This window comes from Pseudomonas schmalbachii (genome assembly GCF_017589465.1).
Classification (GTDB): domain Bacteria; phylum Pseudomonadota; class Gammaproteobacteria; order Pseudomonadales; family Pseudomonadaceae; genus Pseudomonas; species Pseudomonas schmalbachii.
Window position 1 is genome coordinate 26078 of record NZ_JAELYA010000004.1, and the last position, 18430, is coordinate 44507.

Annotated in this window: 13 protein-coding genes and 1 pseudogene; 7 read left to right on the forward strand and 7 right to left on the reverse strand. The window is 66.8% G+C overall.

Going from position 1 to position 18430, the window contains the following annotated elements:
- Positions 1-136: 136 nt before the first annotated feature.
- Positions 137-940, forward strand: a complete 804-nt coding sequence (locus tag JFY56_RS11380) for an AraC family transcriptional regulator (protein ID WP_208313783.1) — start codon at positions 137-139, stop codon at positions 938-940.
- Positions 941-1224: 284 nt separating this feature from the next.
- Entirely contained in the window at positions 1225-2583 is a 1359-nt protein-coding gene (locus JFY56_RS11385) for an 8-oxoguanine deaminase (RefSeq protein WP_208313784.1), read from the forward strand.
- Positions 2584-2706: 123 nt separating this feature from the next.
- Here the strand turns inward: JFY56_RS11385 and argE are convergent, their stop codons facing one another.
- The 6 genes from argE to prlC form a co-directional block, all read right to left on the reverse strand.
- A complete protein-coding gene (argE, locus tag JFY56_RS11390) occupies positions 2707-3858 on the reverse strand; it encodes an acetylornithine deacetylase (protein ID WP_208313785.1) in 1152 nt (383 codons plus the stop codon).
- A 229-nt stretch (positions 3859-4087) separates the two neighbouring features.
- Complete coding sequence (locus tag JFY56_RS11395) at positions 4088-4762, reverse strand: DUF1028 domain-containing protein (RefSeq protein ID WP_208313786.1); 675 nt, start codon at positions 4760-4762, stop codon at positions 4088-4090.
- Positions 4763-4771: 9 nt separating this feature from the next.
- On the reverse strand, positions 4772-5194 hold the full coding sequence (locus JFY56_RS11400; protein WP_208313787.1) for a RidA family protein: 423 nt from the start codon (positions 5192-5194) through the stop codon (positions 4772-4774).
- A 4-nt stretch (positions 5195-5198) separates the two neighbouring features.
- The gene (locus JFY56_RS11405; protein WP_208313788.1) at positions 5199-6545 is read right to left on the reverse strand and encodes a flavin-containing monooxygenase; all 1347 of its coding nucleotides are present in this window, start codon (positions 6543-6545) and stop codon (positions 5199-5201) included.
- Between the two features lie 398 nt (positions 6546-6943).
- Entirely contained in the window at positions 6944-7213 is a 270-nt protein-coding gene (locus JFY56_RS11410; protein ID WP_208313789.1) for a YheV family putative zinc ribbon protein, read from the reverse strand.
- Positions 7210-9255: an oligopeptidase A gene (prlC, locus tag JFY56_RS11415; RefSeq protein WP_208313790.1), complete on the reverse strand. Its 2046-nt coding sequence runs from the start codon at positions 9253-9255 to the stop codon at positions 7210-7212. Before prlC ends, JFY56_RS11410 begins: the two co-directional genes overlap by 4 nt.
- A gap of 77 nt (positions 9256-9332) precedes the next feature.
- Between prlC and JFY56_RS11420 the strand changes: the two genes are divergently transcribed.
- Positions 9333-9869, forward strand: a complete 537-nt coding sequence (locus tag JFY56_RS11420; RefSeq protein WP_208313791.1) for a gamma carbonic anhydrase family protein — start codon at positions 9333-9335, stop codon at positions 9867-9869.
- A gap of 56 nt (positions 9870-9925) precedes the next feature.
- Here the strand turns inward: JFY56_RS11420 and JFY56_RS11425 are convergent, their stop codons facing one another.
- Entirely contained in the window at positions 9926-11317 is a 1392-nt protein-coding gene (locus tag JFY56_RS11425; protein WP_208313792.1) for an alpha/beta hydrolase, read from the reverse strand.
- A gap of 560 nt (positions 11318-11877) precedes the next feature.
- Between JFY56_RS11425 and JFY56_RS11430 the strand changes: the two genes are divergently transcribed.
- The 4 genes and pseudogenes from JFY56_RS11430 (at position 11878) to siaA (ending at position 18424) form a co-directional block, all read left to right on the forward strand.
- On the forward strand, positions 11878-15282 hold the full coding sequence (locus JFY56_RS11430; protein ID WP_208313793.1) for an autotransporter outer membrane beta-barrel domain-containing protein: 3405 nt from the start codon (positions 11878-11880) through the stop codon (positions 15280-15282).
- Positions 15283-15374: 92 nt separating this feature from the next.
- Complete coding sequence (locus tag JFY56_RS11435) at positions 15375-16025, forward strand: HAD family hydrolase (protein ID WP_208313794.1); 651 nt, start codon at positions 15375-15377, stop codon at positions 16023-16025.
- A 147-nt stretch (positions 16026-16172) separates the two neighbouring features.
- Positions 16173-16298: pseudogene (locus JFY56_RS11440) on the forward strand (chemotaxis response regulator protein-glutamate methylesterase); the annotation flags it as partial.
- A 137-nt stretch (positions 16299-16435) separates the two neighbouring features.
- Entirely contained in the window at positions 16436-18424 is a 1989-nt protein-coding gene (siaA, locus tag JFY56_RS11445; protein WP_208313796.1) for a biofilm regulation protein phosphatase SiaA, read from the forward strand.
- Positions 18425-18430 lie beyond the last annotated feature (6 nt).

Consider the following 18430-nt stretch of genomic DNA (forward strand, 5'->3'; position numbering starts at 1 on the left):
ACCGCGAATCGCGGGTGCTGCGCGTTATTTCGGGCGCGCATGATGCCAGACTCAGGTTGCTTATTCACCTCCGCCGCAATTGAGCCGGGCCCCGGCGCCTGCCAGACTTTGCCGATCGACGACAACGACTCCCGACATGGCGATGAACGGACAGCCGCCCGAACTGCAACGCCTGATCCCGGCGCTGGAAAGCCTGCCACGGCCGGTCTATGCACGCGCCGAAAGCCTGCGCGCCGGCTCCTGGACCAGCCGTCACCATCACGCCTGGGTGCAGCTGTCCTATGCCATCAGCGGCGTGCTCGGCGTGCATACGGCCGAAGGCAGCTTCTTCGCCCCGCCGCAGCGGGCGATCTGGATACCCGCCTATCTCGACCATGAAGTGGTCACCTCGACCCGGGCGGAAATGCGCAGCCTCTACCTGCGCGACGACGCCTGCGCCTGGGCGCCGCAACGCTGCCGGGTGCTGGAAGTGACGCCGCTGGCCCGCGAGCTGATCAAGAGCTTCTGCGAGCTGCCGGTGGACTATCCGCAGGGCGACACGGCCGAAGAACGCCTGGTGCAGGTGCTGCTCGACCAGTTGCGCACCCTGCCGGAAGTCGCCTTCTCTCTGCCAATGCCACAGGAACCGCGCCTGCTGCAGCTGTGCCAGGCGCTGATCGACCAGCCCACCGCCAGCCTCACCCTCGGCGACTGGGCGCAACGCCTCGGCACCTCGGAAAAGACCCTGACCCGCCTGTTCCAGCGCGAAACCGGGATGAACTTCCGCCTCTGGCGGCAGCGCCAGCGGCTGCTCGCCTCGCTGGGCTCGCTGGAGTCCGGCGCCAGCGTTACCAGTGCGGCGCTGGATTGCGGGTACGACTCCACGTCGGCGTATATCGCGGCGTTCAAGGGGGTGTTCGGGTTTACGCCGGGGGAGTTGTTCAGGCAGCGGGCGGGGTGAACAGCTCCCTCACCCTAACCCTCTCCCGGAGGGAGAGGGGACTGTCCGGCGTCAGGCGAAACATTGTGCTCCCTAGCAAATCCATACGGCCCCCTCTCCCCCTGGGAGAGGGCTGGGGTGAGGGAATCCCTGACTACCCCAAAATCCGAACCACTGCTACGATGCCCCCACTTCGCCTCTCGCGAAGAACCTGGATCAGCAGACAGGGTGAACACTGAGCTGGCTCTCTCGATATCTGGAGCCGGCTCGCTCAAGTAGCGGCTCCGCCACTTGGAGGTTTCACCATGCCATCCCCCCGCCTCTGGCTGCGCAATCCCCTCGCCATCTTCACTGCCAACGGCCTCGACGCCCGTGGCGGCCTCGTCGTGCAGGACGGCCGCATCGTCGAACTGGTCGCCGCCGGCCAGCAGCCCGCAACTCCCTGCGAGCAGGTGTTCGACGCCAGCCAGCACGTGCTGACACCCGGCCTGATCAACACCCACCACCACTTCTACCAGACCCTCACCCGCGCCTGGGCGCCGGTGGTGAACCAGCCGCTGTTCCCCTGGCTGAAGACGCTCTATCCGGTGTGGGCACGCCTGACACCCGATCAGCTCGCCCTGGCCACCAAGGTCGCGCTGGCCGAGCTGCTGCTGTCCGGCTGCACCACGGCGGCGGACCATCACTACCTGTTCCCCGACGGCCTCGAACAGGCCATCGACGTGCAGGCCGGGGTGGTCGCCGAACTGGGCATGCGCGCCATGCTCACCCGTGGCTCGATGAGCCTCGGCGAAGCCGATGGCGGCCTGCCGCCGCAGCAGACCGTGCAGCGCGCCGAGACCATCCTCGACGACAGCGAAAGGCTGATCCGCGACTACCACCAGCGCGGCGACGGCGCCCAGGTGCAGATCGCCCTGGCGCCCTGCTCGCCGTTCTCGGTGACCCCGGAAATCATGCGCGCCAGCGCCGAACTCGCCGAACGCCACGACGTGCGCCTGCACACCCATCTGGCGGAAACCCTCGACGAGGAAGACTTCTGCCTGCAGCGCTTCGGCCAGCGCACCGTCGACTATCTCGACAGCGTCGGCTGGCTCGGCCCGCGCACGTGGCTGGCCCACGGCATCCACTTCAACGACGAGGAAATCCGCCGCCTCGGCGCCGCCGGCACCGGCATCAGCCACTGCCCCAGTTCGAACATGCGCCTGGCTTCCGGCATCTGCCCGACCCTGGCGCTGGAGAAAGCCGGCGCGCCGGTGGGCATCGGCGTGGACGGTTCGGCCTCGAACGACGCATCCAACATGATCCTGGAGGCGCGCCAGGCGCTGTACCTGCAGCGCCTGCGCTACGGCGCGGAAAAGGTCACCCCGGAAGTGGCGCTGGGCTGGGCGACCCGAGGCTCGGCGAAACTGCTCGGTCGCAGCGACATCGGCGAACTCGCCCCCGGCAAGCAGGCCGACCTGGCGCTGTTCAAGCTCGACGAACTGCGCTTCTCCGGCAGCCATGATCCGCTCTCCGCCCTGCTGCTGTGCGGCGCGGACAAAGCCGACCGGATTATGATCGGCGGCAAATGGCGGGTGGTGGATGGCGAGGTGGAAGGACTCGACCTCAAGGGATTGATCGCCGAGCACACCCAGGCGGCGCGCAAGCTGATCGGGACGTTGTGACGCACCGGCCCCGCGTAGGTTGGTGCTGAACGCAGTGAAGCCCAACGATGGCAATGTTGGGCTTCGCGTTGCTCAGCGCCAACCTACGGTGGGCACTGCAGCCCGTAGCGGCGGGCTCTGTGCTTAATCCCTCAGCCACTCCGCCAGCCGCGCCAGCATGGCGTCGCAGGCGGCGAGCTGTTCGAGGCTGACGAACTCGTCCGGCTTGTGGCCCTGGTCCATGCTGCCGGGGCCGCAGACCACGGTGGGGATGCCGGCCTGGTCGAACAGGCCGCCTTCGGTGCCGTAGGCCACGGTGCTGAAATCCCGCGAGCCGCTGAGCAGGGCGATCAATTCGGCGGCCTGGCTTTGCGGGCTGGTCGCCAGCCCCGGATAGGCGGACAGCGGGGTGAAGCGGATGTCGGTGTCGGCCTTGATCGCGCGCATCTTCGGCAGCAGTTCGGTTTCCGCGTAGTCGCGCAGTTCATCGGCGACCTGCTGCGGATCGTCGCTGGGCAGCGCGCGCACTTCGAAGTCGAACTGGCATTCGGCGGGCACGATGTTCAGCGCGCGTCCGCCGCCGATCACGCCGGTCTGCACCGTCGAATAGGGCGGATCGAAACGCGCATCGTGGCGCTCCGGCGCCGCCAGGCGCGTGCCGATTTCGCCGAGGCGGCCGATCAGTTTCGCCGCGTACTCGATGGCGTTCACGCCCTGCGGCGCGTAGGCCGAATGGCACGCAGCGCCATGCACCTGGCAGCGCATGGCGAGCTTGCCCTTGTGGCCGAGCACCGGCCTGAGTTCGGTGGGCTCGCCGATGATGCAGGCGATGGGTTTGTGTTCGCGATGCTCCAGCGCGGCGATCAGAGAACGCACGCCGAGGCAGCCGACCTCCTCGTCATAGGAGAACGCCAGGTGCACCGGCACCCGCAGCGGCTGGTCGAGGAACGCCGGCACCGCCGCCAGCACGCAGGCGATATAGCCCTTCATGTCCGCCGTGCCGCGACCGTAGAGGCGGCCGTCCTTTTCGGTCAGCTCGAAGGGCGGAACCGTCCATGCCTGACCGTCCACCGGCACCACGTCGGTATGCCCGGACAGGCACACGCCGCCGCGATCCTGCGGGCCGAGGGTGGCGAAGAGATTGGCCTTGCCGCCGTCGGTATCGAGGAACAGTTCGGCGTCCACGCCGAAGCCGGCGAGGTAGTCGCGGATGTATTCGATCAGCGCCAGGTTGGAGTTGCGGCTGACGGTGTCGAAGGCAATCAGGTGGGCGAGGATTTCGCGGCTGGTGGGCATGGATATCTCTCTCTAAGTGCCCGTAGGTTGGCGCTGAACGCAGTGAAGCCCAACATCGTCGCGGTGATGTTGGGCTTCGCAGGCTCAGCACCAACCTACGGGGCGTCGTCATCGTTCCCACGCTCCCGCGTGGGAATGCATCCATGGACGCTCCTGCGTCCGACACAGGTGACGCGGGAGCGTCACGGGCCGGGTTCCCACGAGGGAGCGTGGGAACCATGGCCTGACGTCACTCGTCGCCGGGCACGCCGTAGCTCGGTGCCTTGGTCGGATCGAGGGCGCGGGTGATGTAGTCCTGCATCTGCGGCTCGTAGTCGCGCCAGAGCTTGTCCAGCTCGCCGATGGGATCTTCCTCCGCCCAGTCGACGCGCAGGTCGACCACCGGCCAGACCAGATCGCCGACCACCTTCAGCGCCGCCGAATGCACCGGTCCGGCTTCGCCGCCGGCCGCCATGGCCGCGTGCATCGCCGCCAGCAGGCGATCCGCCAGGCAGCCGGAAGCGCTGTCGAAGGCAACGGTCATCGCCTCGATCACGCCCTGGGACGACAGCAGGTTACCCGCCGCCACGCAGTTCTCGCCGGCCACCGCATGGTTCACGCCGAGCGCTTCGCTGCCGGTGAACAGCGCGACGCCGCCGTTGTGGTCGATCACCGTGACCTGGCGGTACTGGCTGTAGCCATTGCTGGTCAGCGCCTTGTCCAGCGCGGCCAGCGGCGCCTGGCCGGCTTCCAGCAGGTCGAGGATCTGCGGACCGAGGGCCGGCAGGGTGACGTTCTGCGTGGCCACCGCGCCGACCCCGGCACGCAGCCAGGGACAGCGCGCACCGACGGCGATGCTGGACGAACTGATGGCGATACCGAGCTGGCCGGTTTCGGCGCAGCGGCCGACGATGGAGAAGGTCATGGGTGCTCCTTATTTATTCCAGTCGTCCGGAATAACGGCGATCACGTCAATTTCCATCAGCCACTGCGGCTGGCCGAGAGCCGATACCACCAGCCCGGTGGAGATCGGGAACACACCCTTCAGCCACTTGCCGACTTCCTGGTACACCGGCTCGCGGTAGCGCGGGTCGATCAGGTAGGTGGTGGTCTTGACGATATGCGACAGGTCGCTGCCGGCTTCTTCCAGCAGTTGCTTGACGTTCTTCATCGCCTGCTCGGCCTGCGCGCGCGGGTCGCCGAGGCCGACCAGCCGGCCTTCGAAATCGGTGCCGACCTGGCCGCGCACGTAGACGGTGTTGCCGGCGCGCACGGCCTGGCAGAGGTCGTTGTCCAGGGACTGGTTCGGGTAGGTGTCCTTGGTGTTGAACATGCGGATGCGGGTATGGGTAGGCATCGACTTACTCCCAGGATGCTGCTTTTTGAGTTTGCGATTCGGCGGCCTCGTCCTGGTGCTGCGAGGCGTCGCGGTAGGCGAGGTACTTGCGCTGCGTGGCGATATGGTCGGCAACGTGCTTGGCGTCGTGCCACACGCCCCAGATGAACGAGGAACCCCGGCGCGACAGCCACGGCAGGCCGACGAAGTACACGCCCGGTTCGCGGGACACGCCGCGCTGGTGCCTGGGCTTGCCCTTGTCGTCGAAGGCGTCGACCTGCAGCCAGCTGAAGTCGACGGCGTAGCCGGTCGCCCAGATGATCGAGGTGATGCCGGCCTCGGCCAGGTCCAGCTCGCGGATCGGATTGCGCACGCACTCCGCGTCCGGGTAGACCCTGCGCGCTTCCGGCTCTTCCGGCAGGTCCAGGCCGTTGCGGGCGATATAGGCATCGGCGGCATCGAGCAGCGCCAGGTAGTTTTCGTCGCCGAGCCTGAGGTTCTCGACCAGGTTGTCCTGGAAGGCGACCTTGCCGTCCGCGAATGCCTGGGTCAGGCCGACCAGGGTCATGCCCTCGTTGGCCAGCCGGCGGAAATCGATGGTCTCGCCGCCGCGCGCGCCGCTCACGGCGATGGTGACGTGCTCGCGGCCCGGCTGGACCTCTTCCGCATCCCACAGGCCGAGCACGCCCAGCCACCAGCAGAAGTCGCGGTTGCGGTAGGAGCGCGGCGGACGGTCATGGGCGCCGACCGAGAGGTAGACCTGCTTGCCGGCACGCATCAGTTCATCGGCGATCTGCACGCCGGACGAACCGGCCCCCACCACCAGCACGGCGCCTTCGGGCAGCTGCTGGGGGTTGTAGTAGTGGGCGGAGTGGATCTGGTAGAGCTTCTCGTCCTTCGGCGCGATCGCGGGGATCACCGGCTTCTGGAACGGGCCGGTGGCGGCGACCACGCGGTTGGCCTGGATCACGCCTTCGGAGGTTTCGATGGTGAAGCCCGGGCGGTCGGCATTGCGGACCACGCTCTTCACTTCCACGCCGGTACGTATGGGTGCGTCGAATTGTCTGGCATAGGTCTCGAAGTAGGCGGCTACCTGCTCTTTCGCCGGGAAGCCGTCCGGATCGATGTCGAATTCCATCCCCGGGAAGCGGTCGTGCCAGGCCGGGCCGTTGGCGACCAGCGAATCCCAGCGCCCGGTGCGCCAGGCTTCGGCGATGCGGTTGCGCTCCAGGACGAGGTGCGGAACCCCGAGCTTGGTCAGGTGCTCGCTCATGGCCACGCCGGCCTGACCGGCTCCGACGACAAGCGTATCTATTTCTTCGACGGTCCTGTCCGTGCGCTTCTGGAAGACGGTGCGATTCAGGTCGGTCATGGTTCGATTCCTCAGACTCTGATCATTGTTGTTCGGCTGTGGCGGCTAGCCATGAGGTGTTGGCCGCATTCTGTTCAGAGTCGGGAATTCGCGAAATTATGATTTTTGTAGTCGCTGGCTAGGGAAAAGCTGGTCGCCCGCAAAGCCCGCGGTTCGCGGGGCGGAAGGGGTGGGGTATAGGATTTTTGGTGGCAGGGGCGACAAATTGGATATGTCGCCGGGAGGGCATGGCGGGGATTTGTGTTGCCGCTGCCCTCACCCTAACCCTCTCCCGGTGGGAGAGGGGACTGTCTGGAGTTGGCGGTTGGCACCGCGTTCATCCCGATGCCGATCCGCCCCCTCTCCCTCCGGGAGAGGGCTGGGGTGAGGGAAAACGACGGCGGGGACTTTCAGGCCGCTTACTCCGTCGGCTTCTTCAACTTCGGATTGGGAAAGAACTGCACGCTCTGCACCTTCGGATCGGCCGGCTTCTTCAGGCCGCTGACGTTGACCCGCGTGGTCAGTTCCTTCGGCACCGACTGCCCCTGTGCATTCAGCGTGTCGGCGTAGCCGCAGGCCACGCACTGGCGGTGCGGCACGCCATCCTCGTCCCACATCTGGATCTTGTCCTGCTCGCTGCACGCCGGGCAGACCGCCCCGGCGATGAAGCGCTTCTTGCTGACGGTCATGCGGCCTCCTCCACCAGCCCGGAGTGGCGCAGCAGGGCGTCGATGGACGGTTCGCGACCGCGGAAGGCGACGAACAGCTGCATCGGTTCCTGCGAACCGCCGCGGGCCAGGATCGCCTCGCGGAAGGCCTTGCCGGTGGCCGGGTTGAACACGCCCTCTTCCTCGAAGCGCGAGAAGGCATCGGCGGACAGCACTTCGGCCCACTTGTAGCTGTAGTAACCGGCCGCGTAACCGCCGGCGAAGATGTGCGCGAAGCTGTTGGCGAAACGGTTGTAGGCCGGCGGACGCATCACCGCGACTTCATTGCGGATCGACTCCAGCACGTCCAGCACGCTGCGGCCGTCGCCGTGGGTGGCGTGCAGTTCGAAGTCGAACAGGGAGAACTCCAGCTGGCGGACCATCATCAGGCCGGACTGGAAGTTCTTCGCCGCCAGCATCTTCTCCAGGATGTCCTGCGGCAGCGGCGCGCCGGTCTCGTAATGGCCGGAGATCAGCGCCAGGCCTTCCGGCTCCCAGCACCAGTTCTCCATGAACTGGCTTGGCAGCTCCACCGCATCCCAGGCCACGCCGTTGATGCCGGAGGCGCCGGCCTGCTCGACGCGGGTCAGCAGGTGGTGCAGGCCGTGGCCGAATTCGTGGAACAGGGTGGTGACTTCGTCGTGGGTCAGCAGCGCCGGTTTGCCGCCGACCGCCGGGGTGAAGTTGCACACCAGGTAGGCGACCGGCGCCTGCAGGTTGCCGCTAACGGTGCGGCGACGGTCGCGGGCGCCGTCCATCCAGGCGCCGCCGCGCTTGTTGGCGCGGGCGTAGAGGTCGAAGTAGAAGCGGCCGACGTGCTGGCCGTTCTCCTGGATTTCGAACAGGCGCACTTCCGGGTTCCACGCCTCGAAATCGTTCAGTTCGCGAATCTGGATGCCGTAGAGCTTCTCGACGATGGCGAACAGGCCGCTGAGGACCTTATCCACCGGGAAATAGGCGCGCAGGGCTTCCTGCGACACGCTGTAGCGCGCTTCGCGCAGCTTCTCGCCGTAGAAACCGGAATCCCAGCTCGACAGGTCCGGGCAACCCTGTTCGACGGCGTAGGCCTTGAGCTGGTCGAGGTCCTGCTGGGCGAACGGCTTGCTGCGCACGGCGAGGTCGCGCAGGAAGTGCAGCACCTGCTCGGGCGTCTCGGCCATCTTGGTCGCCAGCGACAGTTCGGAGAAGCTGGAGTAGCCCAGCAGTTTCGCCAGCTCCTGGCGCAGGTCGAGAATTTCCTGCATCACCGGGCCGTTGTCGTTCTGCCCGGCATTCGGCCCCTGGTCGGAGGCGCGGGTGCAGTAGGCGGCGTAGACCTCTTCGCGCAGGGCGCGGTCTTCGGCGTAGGTCATCACCGCGAAGTAGCTGGGGAATTCCAGGGTGATCAGCCAGCCTTCCAGGCCCTTGGCTTCGGCGACGTGCTGCATCTGCGCCTTGGCCGAATCGGTCAGGCCGGCCAGCGCCGCTTCGTCGGTGACGTGCTTGGTCCACGCCTGGGTGGCGTCGAGCAACTGGTTGGAGAAGCGGCTGGACAGCTCGGACAGCCGCGCCTGGATTTCCGCATAACGCTTCTGCTGCTCCGCCGGCAGGTCGATGCCGGACAGGCGGAAGTCGCGCAGGGCGTGTTCGAGGATGGTCTTCTGCGCCACTTCGAAATTGGCGGCTGCGGGGCTGGCGGCCAGCGCCTCGTAGGCCTTGAACAGCTCGCGGTTCTGCCCCAGCTCGGTCCAGTAGGCGGACAGCAGCGGCAGGCAGCTTTCATAGGCTTCGCGCAGTTCGGCGCTGTTGCACACCGCGTTGAGGTGGCTCACCGGGCTCCAGGCCGCGCCGAGGCGATCATGCAGTTCGTCCATCGCCAGGACCAGACCGTCCCACGTAGGAGTTCCGTTCTGTTCGGCGAGGATGCGCGCAATTGCCGCGCGGTTGTCGGCAAGAATCTGCTCGATGGCCGGCTTCACATGTTCCGGACGGATGGCGGAGAAAGGCGGCAGATCGTACGACTGCAGAAGGGGATTCGCGCTCACGGTGACAACCTTGGCTGAGGAAACACGCGCTCATCTTAAATACAATCCGCGTCATCCGCAGCCTGAGAGAATCTATCGTGACCATTCGCACCTATAAGGGGAAAGCCCCGCAGCTCGGCGAACGTGTGTTCGTCGACCCCAGCGCCGTGCTGATCGGCGATATCGAGATCGGCGCCGACAGTTCGGTCTGGCCGCTGGTCACCATCCGCGGCGACATGCACCGCATCCGTATCGGCGCGCGCACCAGCATCCAGGACGGCAGCGTGCTGCACATCACCCACGCCGGCCCGTACAACCCGGACGGCTTCCCGCTGACCATCGGCGACGAGGTGACGGTCGGGCACAAGGTGCTGCTGCATGGCTGCACGCTGGGCAGCCGCATCCTGGTCGGCATGGGCAGCATCGTCATGGACGGCGCGGTGGTGGCGGACGAGGTGATCATCGGCGCCGGCAGCCTGGTGCCGCCGGGCAAGGTGCTGGAGAGCGGCTACCTGTACGTCGGCAGCCCGGTGAAGAAGGCCCGCCCGCTGACCGACAAGGAGCGCAGCTTCTTCAGCTATACGGCGGGGAACTACGTGAAGCTGAAGGACCAGCACATCGCCGAAGGCTACTGATCCTCCTGAAACGAAATTGCGCAGCCGAAGCTGCGCAATTCGTCAGGCGCTTGCCATCAGTCCAGACGGTTCCACTGTGGATAAGTCTGCCGTGCGCTGACCGGGTTGATGCGCTTGCTGATCCGCCGGCGCACCAGCGCGGTGGGCAGCGACCAGGGCGTCAACAGCACCTTGCAGGCCGAGGCCGCAGTCGGCGAGGCCATGCGCAGCAGGGTGTCGCGCCAGCCCACGGTGGCCCGCCAGACGGTCAGCGAGGCGGTTGCCACCTCTCCGACCGTGTGCAGAATCCTCCCGTTCTCGCCCGTCTCGTCGGCGATCTCGACGGTCCGGTCGACCTCCTCCTCCCCGCAGAATGCCATCGCCAGGGCGTCGCCGATGCGTTGCAGGGCGTCACGGCCGGCGCCGAGCACCGAGTCGAAGTTGAGGAAGCCGTGGAACTGCCCGGCATAGTGCAGCAACTCCACCGGCACACCGGCGTCGCGCAGGCGCACGGCATAGTCGATGCCCTGGTCGCGGATCGGGTCGAAACCGGCGGTGAGCACCACGGCCGGAGGCTGGCCGCTCAGGCCCTTGGCGCGGATCGGCGAGAAGCGCGGCTCGGAGAGGTCCAGCTCGTTCTTCGACTCTTCCAGCAGCGTGTCGATCATTTCCACGGCTTCGGCGGTCAGGAAGTAGCCGCCATTCACGTTCTCCTGGAACGAGGGATATTGCTCGATGGTATCCATCTTCAGATCGGTGGCCGGATAGACCAGCACCTGCATCTTCAGCGCGGTGCCACCGCGACGCACGTACTCCTGCGCCACCACCGCGGACAGGTTGCCGCCGGCGGAGTCGCCGCCCAGCGCCAGGCGGGTGGTATCGATGCCCAGCTCGCCGCCGTGCTCCTCCAACCAGAGCAGCGTGGCGAGGACATCCTCGCGGCTGGCGGTGAGGTCATGCTCCGGCGCCAGGCGGTAGCGCACCGCGACCACGATGCAGCCGGCGGCCAGGGCGACATTGCGGCAGATCGAATCGGCGGTGTCGAGGTCGCCGATGACGAAGCCGCCGCCGAAGCTCCAGAGGAAGGCCGGCAGGGGTTCTTCGAAGGTCTCGAACTGCGTGGCATGGGTCACGTCGACCGGGATGAAGACGCGCAGGGCGATCTTGCCGCCCGGGCCGTCGATCTCGCGCTCGATCACCGTCGGCACCACGGGTCTGCGGCCCAGCGACAGCGCGGCGGCGCGGAAGCCCTGGCGGACCATGTTCAGTTGCTTGGGAGTGACGCTGGTACTGGATGGACGCGGCGGCAGATTGAGGATTCGCAGGAATGCTCGTGCCTCGCGGTCGGGTTGTTCTGCGCGCAGCAGTTTTGGCAGACCGGCTGGATTGCGCAGGGGCTTGAGAGCAGGCACTGCGGCGATTTCCGGTTGTTCATTGTGGTTGGCTTTCTGGACGTTCTTATTATTCATTATTGGTATGTCCTTGATTTTAGAGCAGAAAATTCTTTCGAACTCAGCAACCAACGGTAGTTTGGCGGGTGGTTTGGCAATCCTCCTGACATCGCAGGTATCGATGTTTTTTCTGGGGCGGCGTTCTGCCGCAAACGGTCGATGGAGCAGGCACCATGGTGCCAATGTGTGAGCGGATTTGAACCGGCTGCGAGGTCAATCTGCCCACGAACTTTAGAAAGCGCTACCTAAAAAATGACTCGTCGCGGATTGTCGGGGAAAGCAGGCAGGGCGGGTGAAACCTGCCATGACGCTGCGGATTGACGGGCTGCACCCGCCCTCCAGACTGGTGACGGTTCCGCCCGCACCAATGCCTCGCCATCCCTGTGAAAGCGCCGGCCCACGCGGCGTCTACACTCCGAAGGTGGTTCGCGCGGGAGTTCGTCAACACCGTCCGGGAAAAGAATGCCGCGGTATGTGGCGCGACTCCGAAGGGGTGCTCGTCGGGATGTGGCGTGGCTATGCGAAATCGCTTTCCTTCCAGATTGCCAGGCATCGCACTGGCCCTCGGCGCCATGGCGATGACGCCCGCTGTCGTCCGCGCCGGCTGCGACAACCACGCCCCCGCCAGCGGCCAGACCGTCACCTGCAGCCCTGACGCGCCCAACCCCGATCCAGTACCCGTCCTGGCAGCTCCGGGCAGCAGCGATGTCACGGTCAACGTGCTGCCAGATGCGGCGATCAGCGTCGAAAACGACGACGGCATTCTGCTTCGCGAGCAGAGCCGCGCCAACAACGGCGGCACCATCACCACCCTGGGCGACGGCGCCATCGGGATGGAAGCGCTCGGCGACGCCAACGTGCTGAACAACTCGGGCACTATCGCGACAGCGGGCGACGCTGCACGCGGACTCAGCGTGTTCGGCGCAAACAACTCGCTGATCAATGCCGCTGGCGGGCGTATCACCACGCTCGGCGCCAACGCGAACGGCCTGCATGGCAACGGCGCCAGCAACACCCTGATCAACCACGGCAGCATCGACGTCTCGGGCGACAACGCCCACGGCATCACCGTCCTGGGAACCGTGGGCACGGTCAGCAACACCGGCACGATCACTTCGCACGACGGGCTCGGGGTCTTCACCTCCAGTGCCGTCAGCCTGTCCAACCGCGGCACGATCGTCAGCCAGCAGGCCACCGGCATCCTCGCCAACGGCGGCGCGACCATCGACAACGCCGGCTCGATCAGCGGGGGAAACATCGGCATCACCGTCGCCGGTGGCGGCGCCAGCATCGTCAACAGCGGCAGCATCGCCGGCCTGCGTGGCGCCGGGCTGGACCTGGACGATTTCGACAACAGCGTGGTCAATTCCGGGAACATCAGCAGCGGCAACGGCCGCACCGTGCAGTTCGGCCTCGGCAACGACCGCTTCACCATCACCGCCGGCAGCATCGACGGCAATGTGCTGATGGGCGACGGCAACGACTCCGTCACCCTGGCCGGCGGACAGATCAACGGCGATGTGGTGCTGGGCGCGGGGAACGACAGCGTGCGGCTGTTCACCGGGGCGATCCTCAACGGCACGCTCGACAGCAGCGGCGGCGGCATCGACAGCTTTGCCTTCGATGGCGACGGCAACGCCAGCTACGGCATCGCGCTGGGCGACTTCCAGAACATCGCCAAGGACGGCGCCGGCACCTGGGAGCTGACCGGCGCGACCGCGAGCGGCAGCGCACTGACGGTCTCGGCCGGCACGCTGATCCTGAGCGGCGCCACGCCCCACGTCGGCAGCACCACGATCAGCGGCGGCACCCTGCAGATCGGCAACGGCGGCACCACGGGCAGCGTGCCCGGCGACATCCTCAACGACGGCACGCTGGTGTTCGACCGCAGCGACGCCGTGACCTACGCCGGCACGATCAGCGGCAGCGGCTCGCTGACCAAGAACGGCGCGGGACTGCTGACGCTGACCGGCGACAACACCTACAGCGGGCTCACCACGATCAGCGGCGGAATCCTGCAACTCGGCGATGGCGGCACCAGCGGCAGCGTGGCCGGCGACATCGTCAACGACGCCGCGCTGGTGTTCGACCGCAGCGACGCCGTGACCTACGCCGGCGTGATCAGCGGCAGCGGCGCGCTGATCAAGAATGGCGCGGAACTGCTGGTGCTGGCCGGCAACAATACCTACAGCGGGCTCACCACGATCAACGGCGGAATCCTGCAACTCGGCGATGGCGGCGCCAGCGGCAGCGTGGCCGGGGACATCGCCAACGACGGCGCGCTGGTGTTCGACCGCAGCGACGCCGTGACCTATGCCGGCGCGATCGGCGGCAGCGGCTCGCTGACCAAGAACGGTGCTGGCGCCCTGACCCTGACCGGCGCCAGCACCTACAGCGGCACCACGACCGTGGCCAGCGGCGCGCTGATCGTCGACGGCAGCATCGCCGGCTCGGCGGTGACGGTGAACAGCGGCGCGCGCTTGGCCGGCGGCGGCACGCTGGGCGCCGCCTCGCTGGACTCGGGCAGCGTGATCGCCCCCGGCAATTCCATCGGCACGCTGACGGTGGCCGGCGATCTCTCCTTCGCTCCCGGCTCCCTCTACGAAGCGGAGATCGATCCGACCCTGCAGAGCGACCTGATCCGCGCTGGCGGCGCCGCGAGCATCGGCGGCGGCACGGTGCAGGCGCTGATGGCGCCCGGCCTCTACCCGCCGGGCAGGCGCTGGACCATCGTCGAGGCCGCCGGCGGCGTCGGCGGGACGTTCGACGCACTGACCGCTTCGCAGACCCTGCCCTTCGTCGACCTCACGCTGGCCTACGATCCGACCCACGTGTACATCGACTCGATACGCAACGATGCGCCCTTCGACAGCGTTGCCGACCCGGGCAACCAGGCCGCCGTCGCGGATGGCGTGGACAGCCTCGGCACCGGCAGCCCCGCCCACGATGCGGTGGCCGCTTCACCCGATGCCGCCAGCGCGCGGGTGGCCTTCGACGAGCTGTCCGGCGAGATACACGCCTCGACGAAAAGCGTGCTGATCGACACCAGCCGCTACCTGCGCGAGGCGACCACCCAGCGCATCCAGGCCACCCTCGGCGACCTCGGCACCACCCTGCCGCTCTCGCCCGACGGCCTGCAGGCGGCGGAACTGGCGACAGGCGACCGCGTGGCCGCCTGGCTCCAGGTGCTTGGCGCCTGGGGCAAACTGGACGACAACGATGCCGCCCGCACCAGGCACGACACCAGCGGCCTGCTGCTCGGAGTGGATGCGGCAGCCGGCGAAAACGGGCGGATCGGCGCGGTCAGCGGCTACAGCCGCATCGATTTCGACATCGACGACAAGGACTCCGACGGCCACAGCGACAATTACCATCTGGGATTCTACGGCGGCGCCCAGCTGGGGCCGTGGACCCTCAGCGGCGGCGCGGCCTACACCTGGCACGACGTGGAGACCCGGCGCAGCGTGTCGTTCCCGCTGATCGCCGAGCGCCTGTCCGCCGATTACGACGCCGCCACCGCGCAGATCTACGGCGAGGCCGCCTACCGCATCGACCGGGGCGACTACGCCCTCGAACCCTTCGCCAACCTCGCCTACGTCCATCTCGACAGCGACGCATTCAGCGAGAAAGGCGGCAGCGCCGCGCTTTCCGGCGACGACGCGACCAGCGAAGTCACCTACACCACCGCCGGCCTGCGCGCCGCCCGGCATATCGCCATGGGTCAGGCCGGCGCTCGCATCAGCGGCATGCTCGGCTGGCGGCATGCGTTTGGCGACGACACTCCCACCGCCGATCTGGCCTTCGCCGGAGGCCGCATCTTCGCCATCGACGGCGTGCCGGTCGCGAAGGATGCGCTGGCCCTGTCCGCCGGCCTGGATGTCGACGTTTCGGCCAACGCGACGCTCGGCGCCGCCTGGTCCGGACAGATCGCCGAGGATGCGCGGGATCATGCGCTGGCGGTGCGGTTGGCGATCCGGTTCTAGGCGTGTTGCCACATGCGTGCCATCGGGGTTCTGCGACTCCGCGCGGGCGAGCGGGTAGACTTGGGGCCTGCATTGATAGACGACCCCGCCTCATGAACTACCAGAACATCCTCTTCGACCTCGACGGCACCCTCACCGACCCGCGCGAAGGCATCACCCGCTCGATCCAGTACGCCCTCGGCAAGCTCGGCATCGACGAGCCGGACCTGGCGCAGCTGGAGCACTTCATCGGCCCGCCGCTGCTGCAGTGCTTCATGGCCACCTATGCCTTCGACGAGGCGCGTGCGTGGGAGGCGGTGAACCACTACCGCGAGCGCTTCAAGGACATCGGGTTGTACGAGAACCGCGTGTTCGAAGGCGTCGGCGAGCTGCTGGAACTGCTCGCCGGCCAGGGCCGCACTCTTTATATAGCGACCAGCAAACCGACCGTGTTCGCCATGGAGATCGCCCGCCACTTCGATTTCGGCCGGCACTTCAAGGTGATCTACGGCAGCGAACTGGACGGCACGCGCACCAACAAGGTCGATCTGCTCCGCCATCTGCTCGACGAGGAAGGCCTGGCGCCGGAACGCACGCTGATGATCGGCGACCGCAAGCACGACCTGATCGGCGCGCACCGCAATGGCCTGCGCGCGGCGGGTGTCGGCTACGGCTTCGGCAGCCGCGAGGAGCTGCTGGCGGAAAGCCCGGCGCACTACTTCGCCAGCCTGGGCGAGCTGCGTGAGGCGTTTGCCAACGGTTGAGCGGCATTTCGCGGGCTGCAATGCCCACCGTAGGTTGGCGCTGAGCAACGCGAAGCCCAACATCGCCATCGTTGGGCTTCACTGCGTTCAGCACCAACCTACGCGAATTCTGGCCCAGCCACGTAATTACGTAGGCCGCACGACAGTTGCTCCTACGGCATGCCGCGAGAGGCGGTGGAACTGGGGGCCGCCAGCGAGATTCTGCCGCTCGAACGGATAGCCGGCGCCCTACTTCATCAGGTACAACGTCGCGGCGGTGGAAATCGCGTCTAGAATAATGTCAACAAGATGGCGCCAAGATGCTGTCGTTTCGCCATCAAATTGCATTGCTTGCATAAAGATGCAACTGCACAATTGCGCTTTCGCCCAAAAAACCGGGACATTTCGGAAAAGGACTACGCGGGGAACGCATGGCGGCAAGATGGGGCTTGCGCGGTAAATCGGTAGTGGCACTTCTGCTCGCCTGCATTCTGGCGCTGGTGCCCGCGGTTCTGCTCGGATGGAAGGCGATGGAGGATATCCGTACCCACTTCGGCCTGGCCTACGCGAAGAACTTCACCCTGCTCAACCAGCAGAAGATTCTCGCGCCGGTCATCCGCGAACTGGCGCTGTCCCGGCGGCTGGCCGAGTCCGTGGTGACCCAGGACTGGTTGCTGGCGGAAAACGACCCGATGCGCCGCTCGCTGTTCTTCCGCGAGGCCGAGGGCTACCGCGCCGATCATCGCGAGTATTCCTACTTCGTCGTGGTCCACGCCTCCGGGCACTACTACTACAACGATTCCAGCGCGCCGCTGAGCAACATCCCGCGCTACACCCTGAGCCCCGACGACCCGCAGGATTCCTGGTACTTCGAGACGCTGAAGAGCGACCAGCCGTTCAACATCAACGTCAACTACGACGCCAAGCTGAAGGTCACCAAGGTCTGGTTCAACATGGTCGTGCGCGCCGGCAACGAGAAGATCGGCCTGGCCGGCGGCGCCCTCGACCTCACCGAATTCCTCGACCAGTTCATCTCCCGCCGCGAGGCCGGGGTGACCTCGATGATCATCGACGGCAGCGGCGCCATCCAGGCCCACCCGGACCCGAAGATGATCGCCTACAGCTCCGGCGCCAGCGGCAACGCCCAGCACAGCGTGTTCAACCTGCTCGGCAACGACCAGGAGCGCGACGAACTGCGTGCGGCCATGACCGGCGCCGGGGAGAAGCCCGGCGAAGTGCAGACCCTCTGGACCAGCATCGAGGGCAAGAAGCGCCTGCTGGCCATGGCCTACATCCCGCAGCTCGACTGGTACGTGCTCAGCGCCATCGACCTGCACGCCGCGCAGGTGCTCGACAGCCGCTGGCTGTGGGTGCTGATCGGCACCCTCGCCGGCCTGCTCGCGCTGCTCCTGCTCGGCTTCGCCTACACCGTCGACCTGCTGGTGCTGCGCCCGCTGCGTGGCCTCAAGCAGTCGGCCAAGGCGATCGCCGCCGGCCAGTACGACAACCCGCTGCCGTCGGCCAGCGGCGACGAGATCGGCGAGCTCTCGGCGGCCTTCTCCAGCATGGCCAACCAGATCCGCCGGCATACCGAGGACCTCGAAGACAAGGTGCGCCAGCGCACCCACGCGCTGGAGCAGGCCAACCGCGAGATGGCCGCCGCGCAGAAGAAGATCGGCGACTCCATCGACTACGCCAGCCTGATCCAGCGCGCCATCCTCCCCGACCGCCAGCTGCAGACCTCCCTTGGCGAGCACCATTTCGTCCTGTGGAAACCGCGCGACGTGGTCGGCGGCGACTTCTACATCTACCGCGAAGGCCGCCACGACAGCCTGATCGGCGTGGTCGACTGCGCCGGCCACGGCGTGCCCGGCGCGCTGATGACCATGCTCGCCCATGCGGCCATCGACCATGCCATCGACACCGTGCAGAGCCACGACCCGGCGGCGATCCTGCGCGAGACCGACCATGTGATGCGCGGCATGCTCAGCCAGGAGAGCGTCAGCCAGGCACTGGCGACCAACATGGATGCCGGCTTCGTCCGCGTCGACCACCAGGGCCAGCGCCTGCTGTTCTCCGGCGCGAAGATCTCGCTGTTCGCCAGCGACGGCGAGGAAGTCCGCGAATACAAGGGCGGCCGCCGCGCCATCGGCGACAAGCGCCAGGGCGACTACGAAGACATCGAGATCCCGCTGCAATCCGGCTGGACCTTCTACCTGTGCACCGACGGTTTCCTCGATCAGGCCGGCGGCGAGCATGGCTTCGGTTTCGGCAACAGCCGCTTCGCCGCCATGCTGCGCAATCACGCGCGCCTGCCGCTGGCCGAGCAGGCCCGGGTCTTCGCCGCGACACTCGCCGACTACCAGGGCGAACGGCCGCAGCGCGACGACATCACCATCCTGTCTTTCCGATTCGACTAGGGGTAC

Coding starts and splice junctions, on each gene's coding strand:
- JFY56_RS11380 (WP_208313783.1), top strand. CDS start 137: ATGGCGATGAACGGACAGCCGCCCGAACTGCAACGCCTGATCCCGGCG.
- JFY56_RS11385 (WP_208313784.1), top strand. CDS start 1,225: ATGCCATCCCCCCGCCTCTGGCTGCGCAATCCCCTCGCCATCTTCACT.
- argE (WP_208313785.1), bottom strand. CDS start 3,858: ATGCCCACCAGCCGCGAAATCCTCGCCCACCTGATTGCCTTCGACACC.
- JFY56_RS11395 (WP_208313786.1), bottom strand. CDS start 4,762: ATGACCTTCTCCATCGTCGGCCGCTGCGCCGAAACCGGCCAGCTCGGT.
- JFY56_RS11400 (WP_208313787.1), bottom strand. CDS start 5,194: ATGCCTACCCATACCCGCATCCGCATGTTCAACACCAAGGACACCTAC.
- JFY56_RS11405 (WP_208313788.1), bottom strand. CDS start 6,545: ATGACCGACCTGAATCGCACCGTCTTCCAGAAGCGCACGGACAGGACC.
- JFY56_RS11410 (WP_208313789.1), bottom strand. CDS start 7,213: ATGACCGTCAGCAAGAAGCGCTTCATCGCCGGGGCGGTCTGCCCGGCG.
- JFY56_RS11425 (WP_208313792.1), bottom strand. CDS start 11,317: ATGAATAATAAGAACGTCCAGAAAGCCAACCACAATGAACAACCGGAA.
- JFY56_RS11430 (WP_208313793.1), top strand. CDS start 11,878: ATGACGCCCGCTGTCGTCCGCGCCGGCTGCGACAACCACGCCCCCGCC.
- JFY56_RS11435 (WP_208313794.1), top strand. CDS start 15,375: ATGAACTACCAGAACATCCTCTTCGACCTCGACGGCACCCTCACCGAC.
- siaA (WP_208313796.1), top strand. CDS start 16,436: ATGGCGGCAAGATGGGGCTTGCGCGGTAAATCGGTAGTGGCACTTCTG.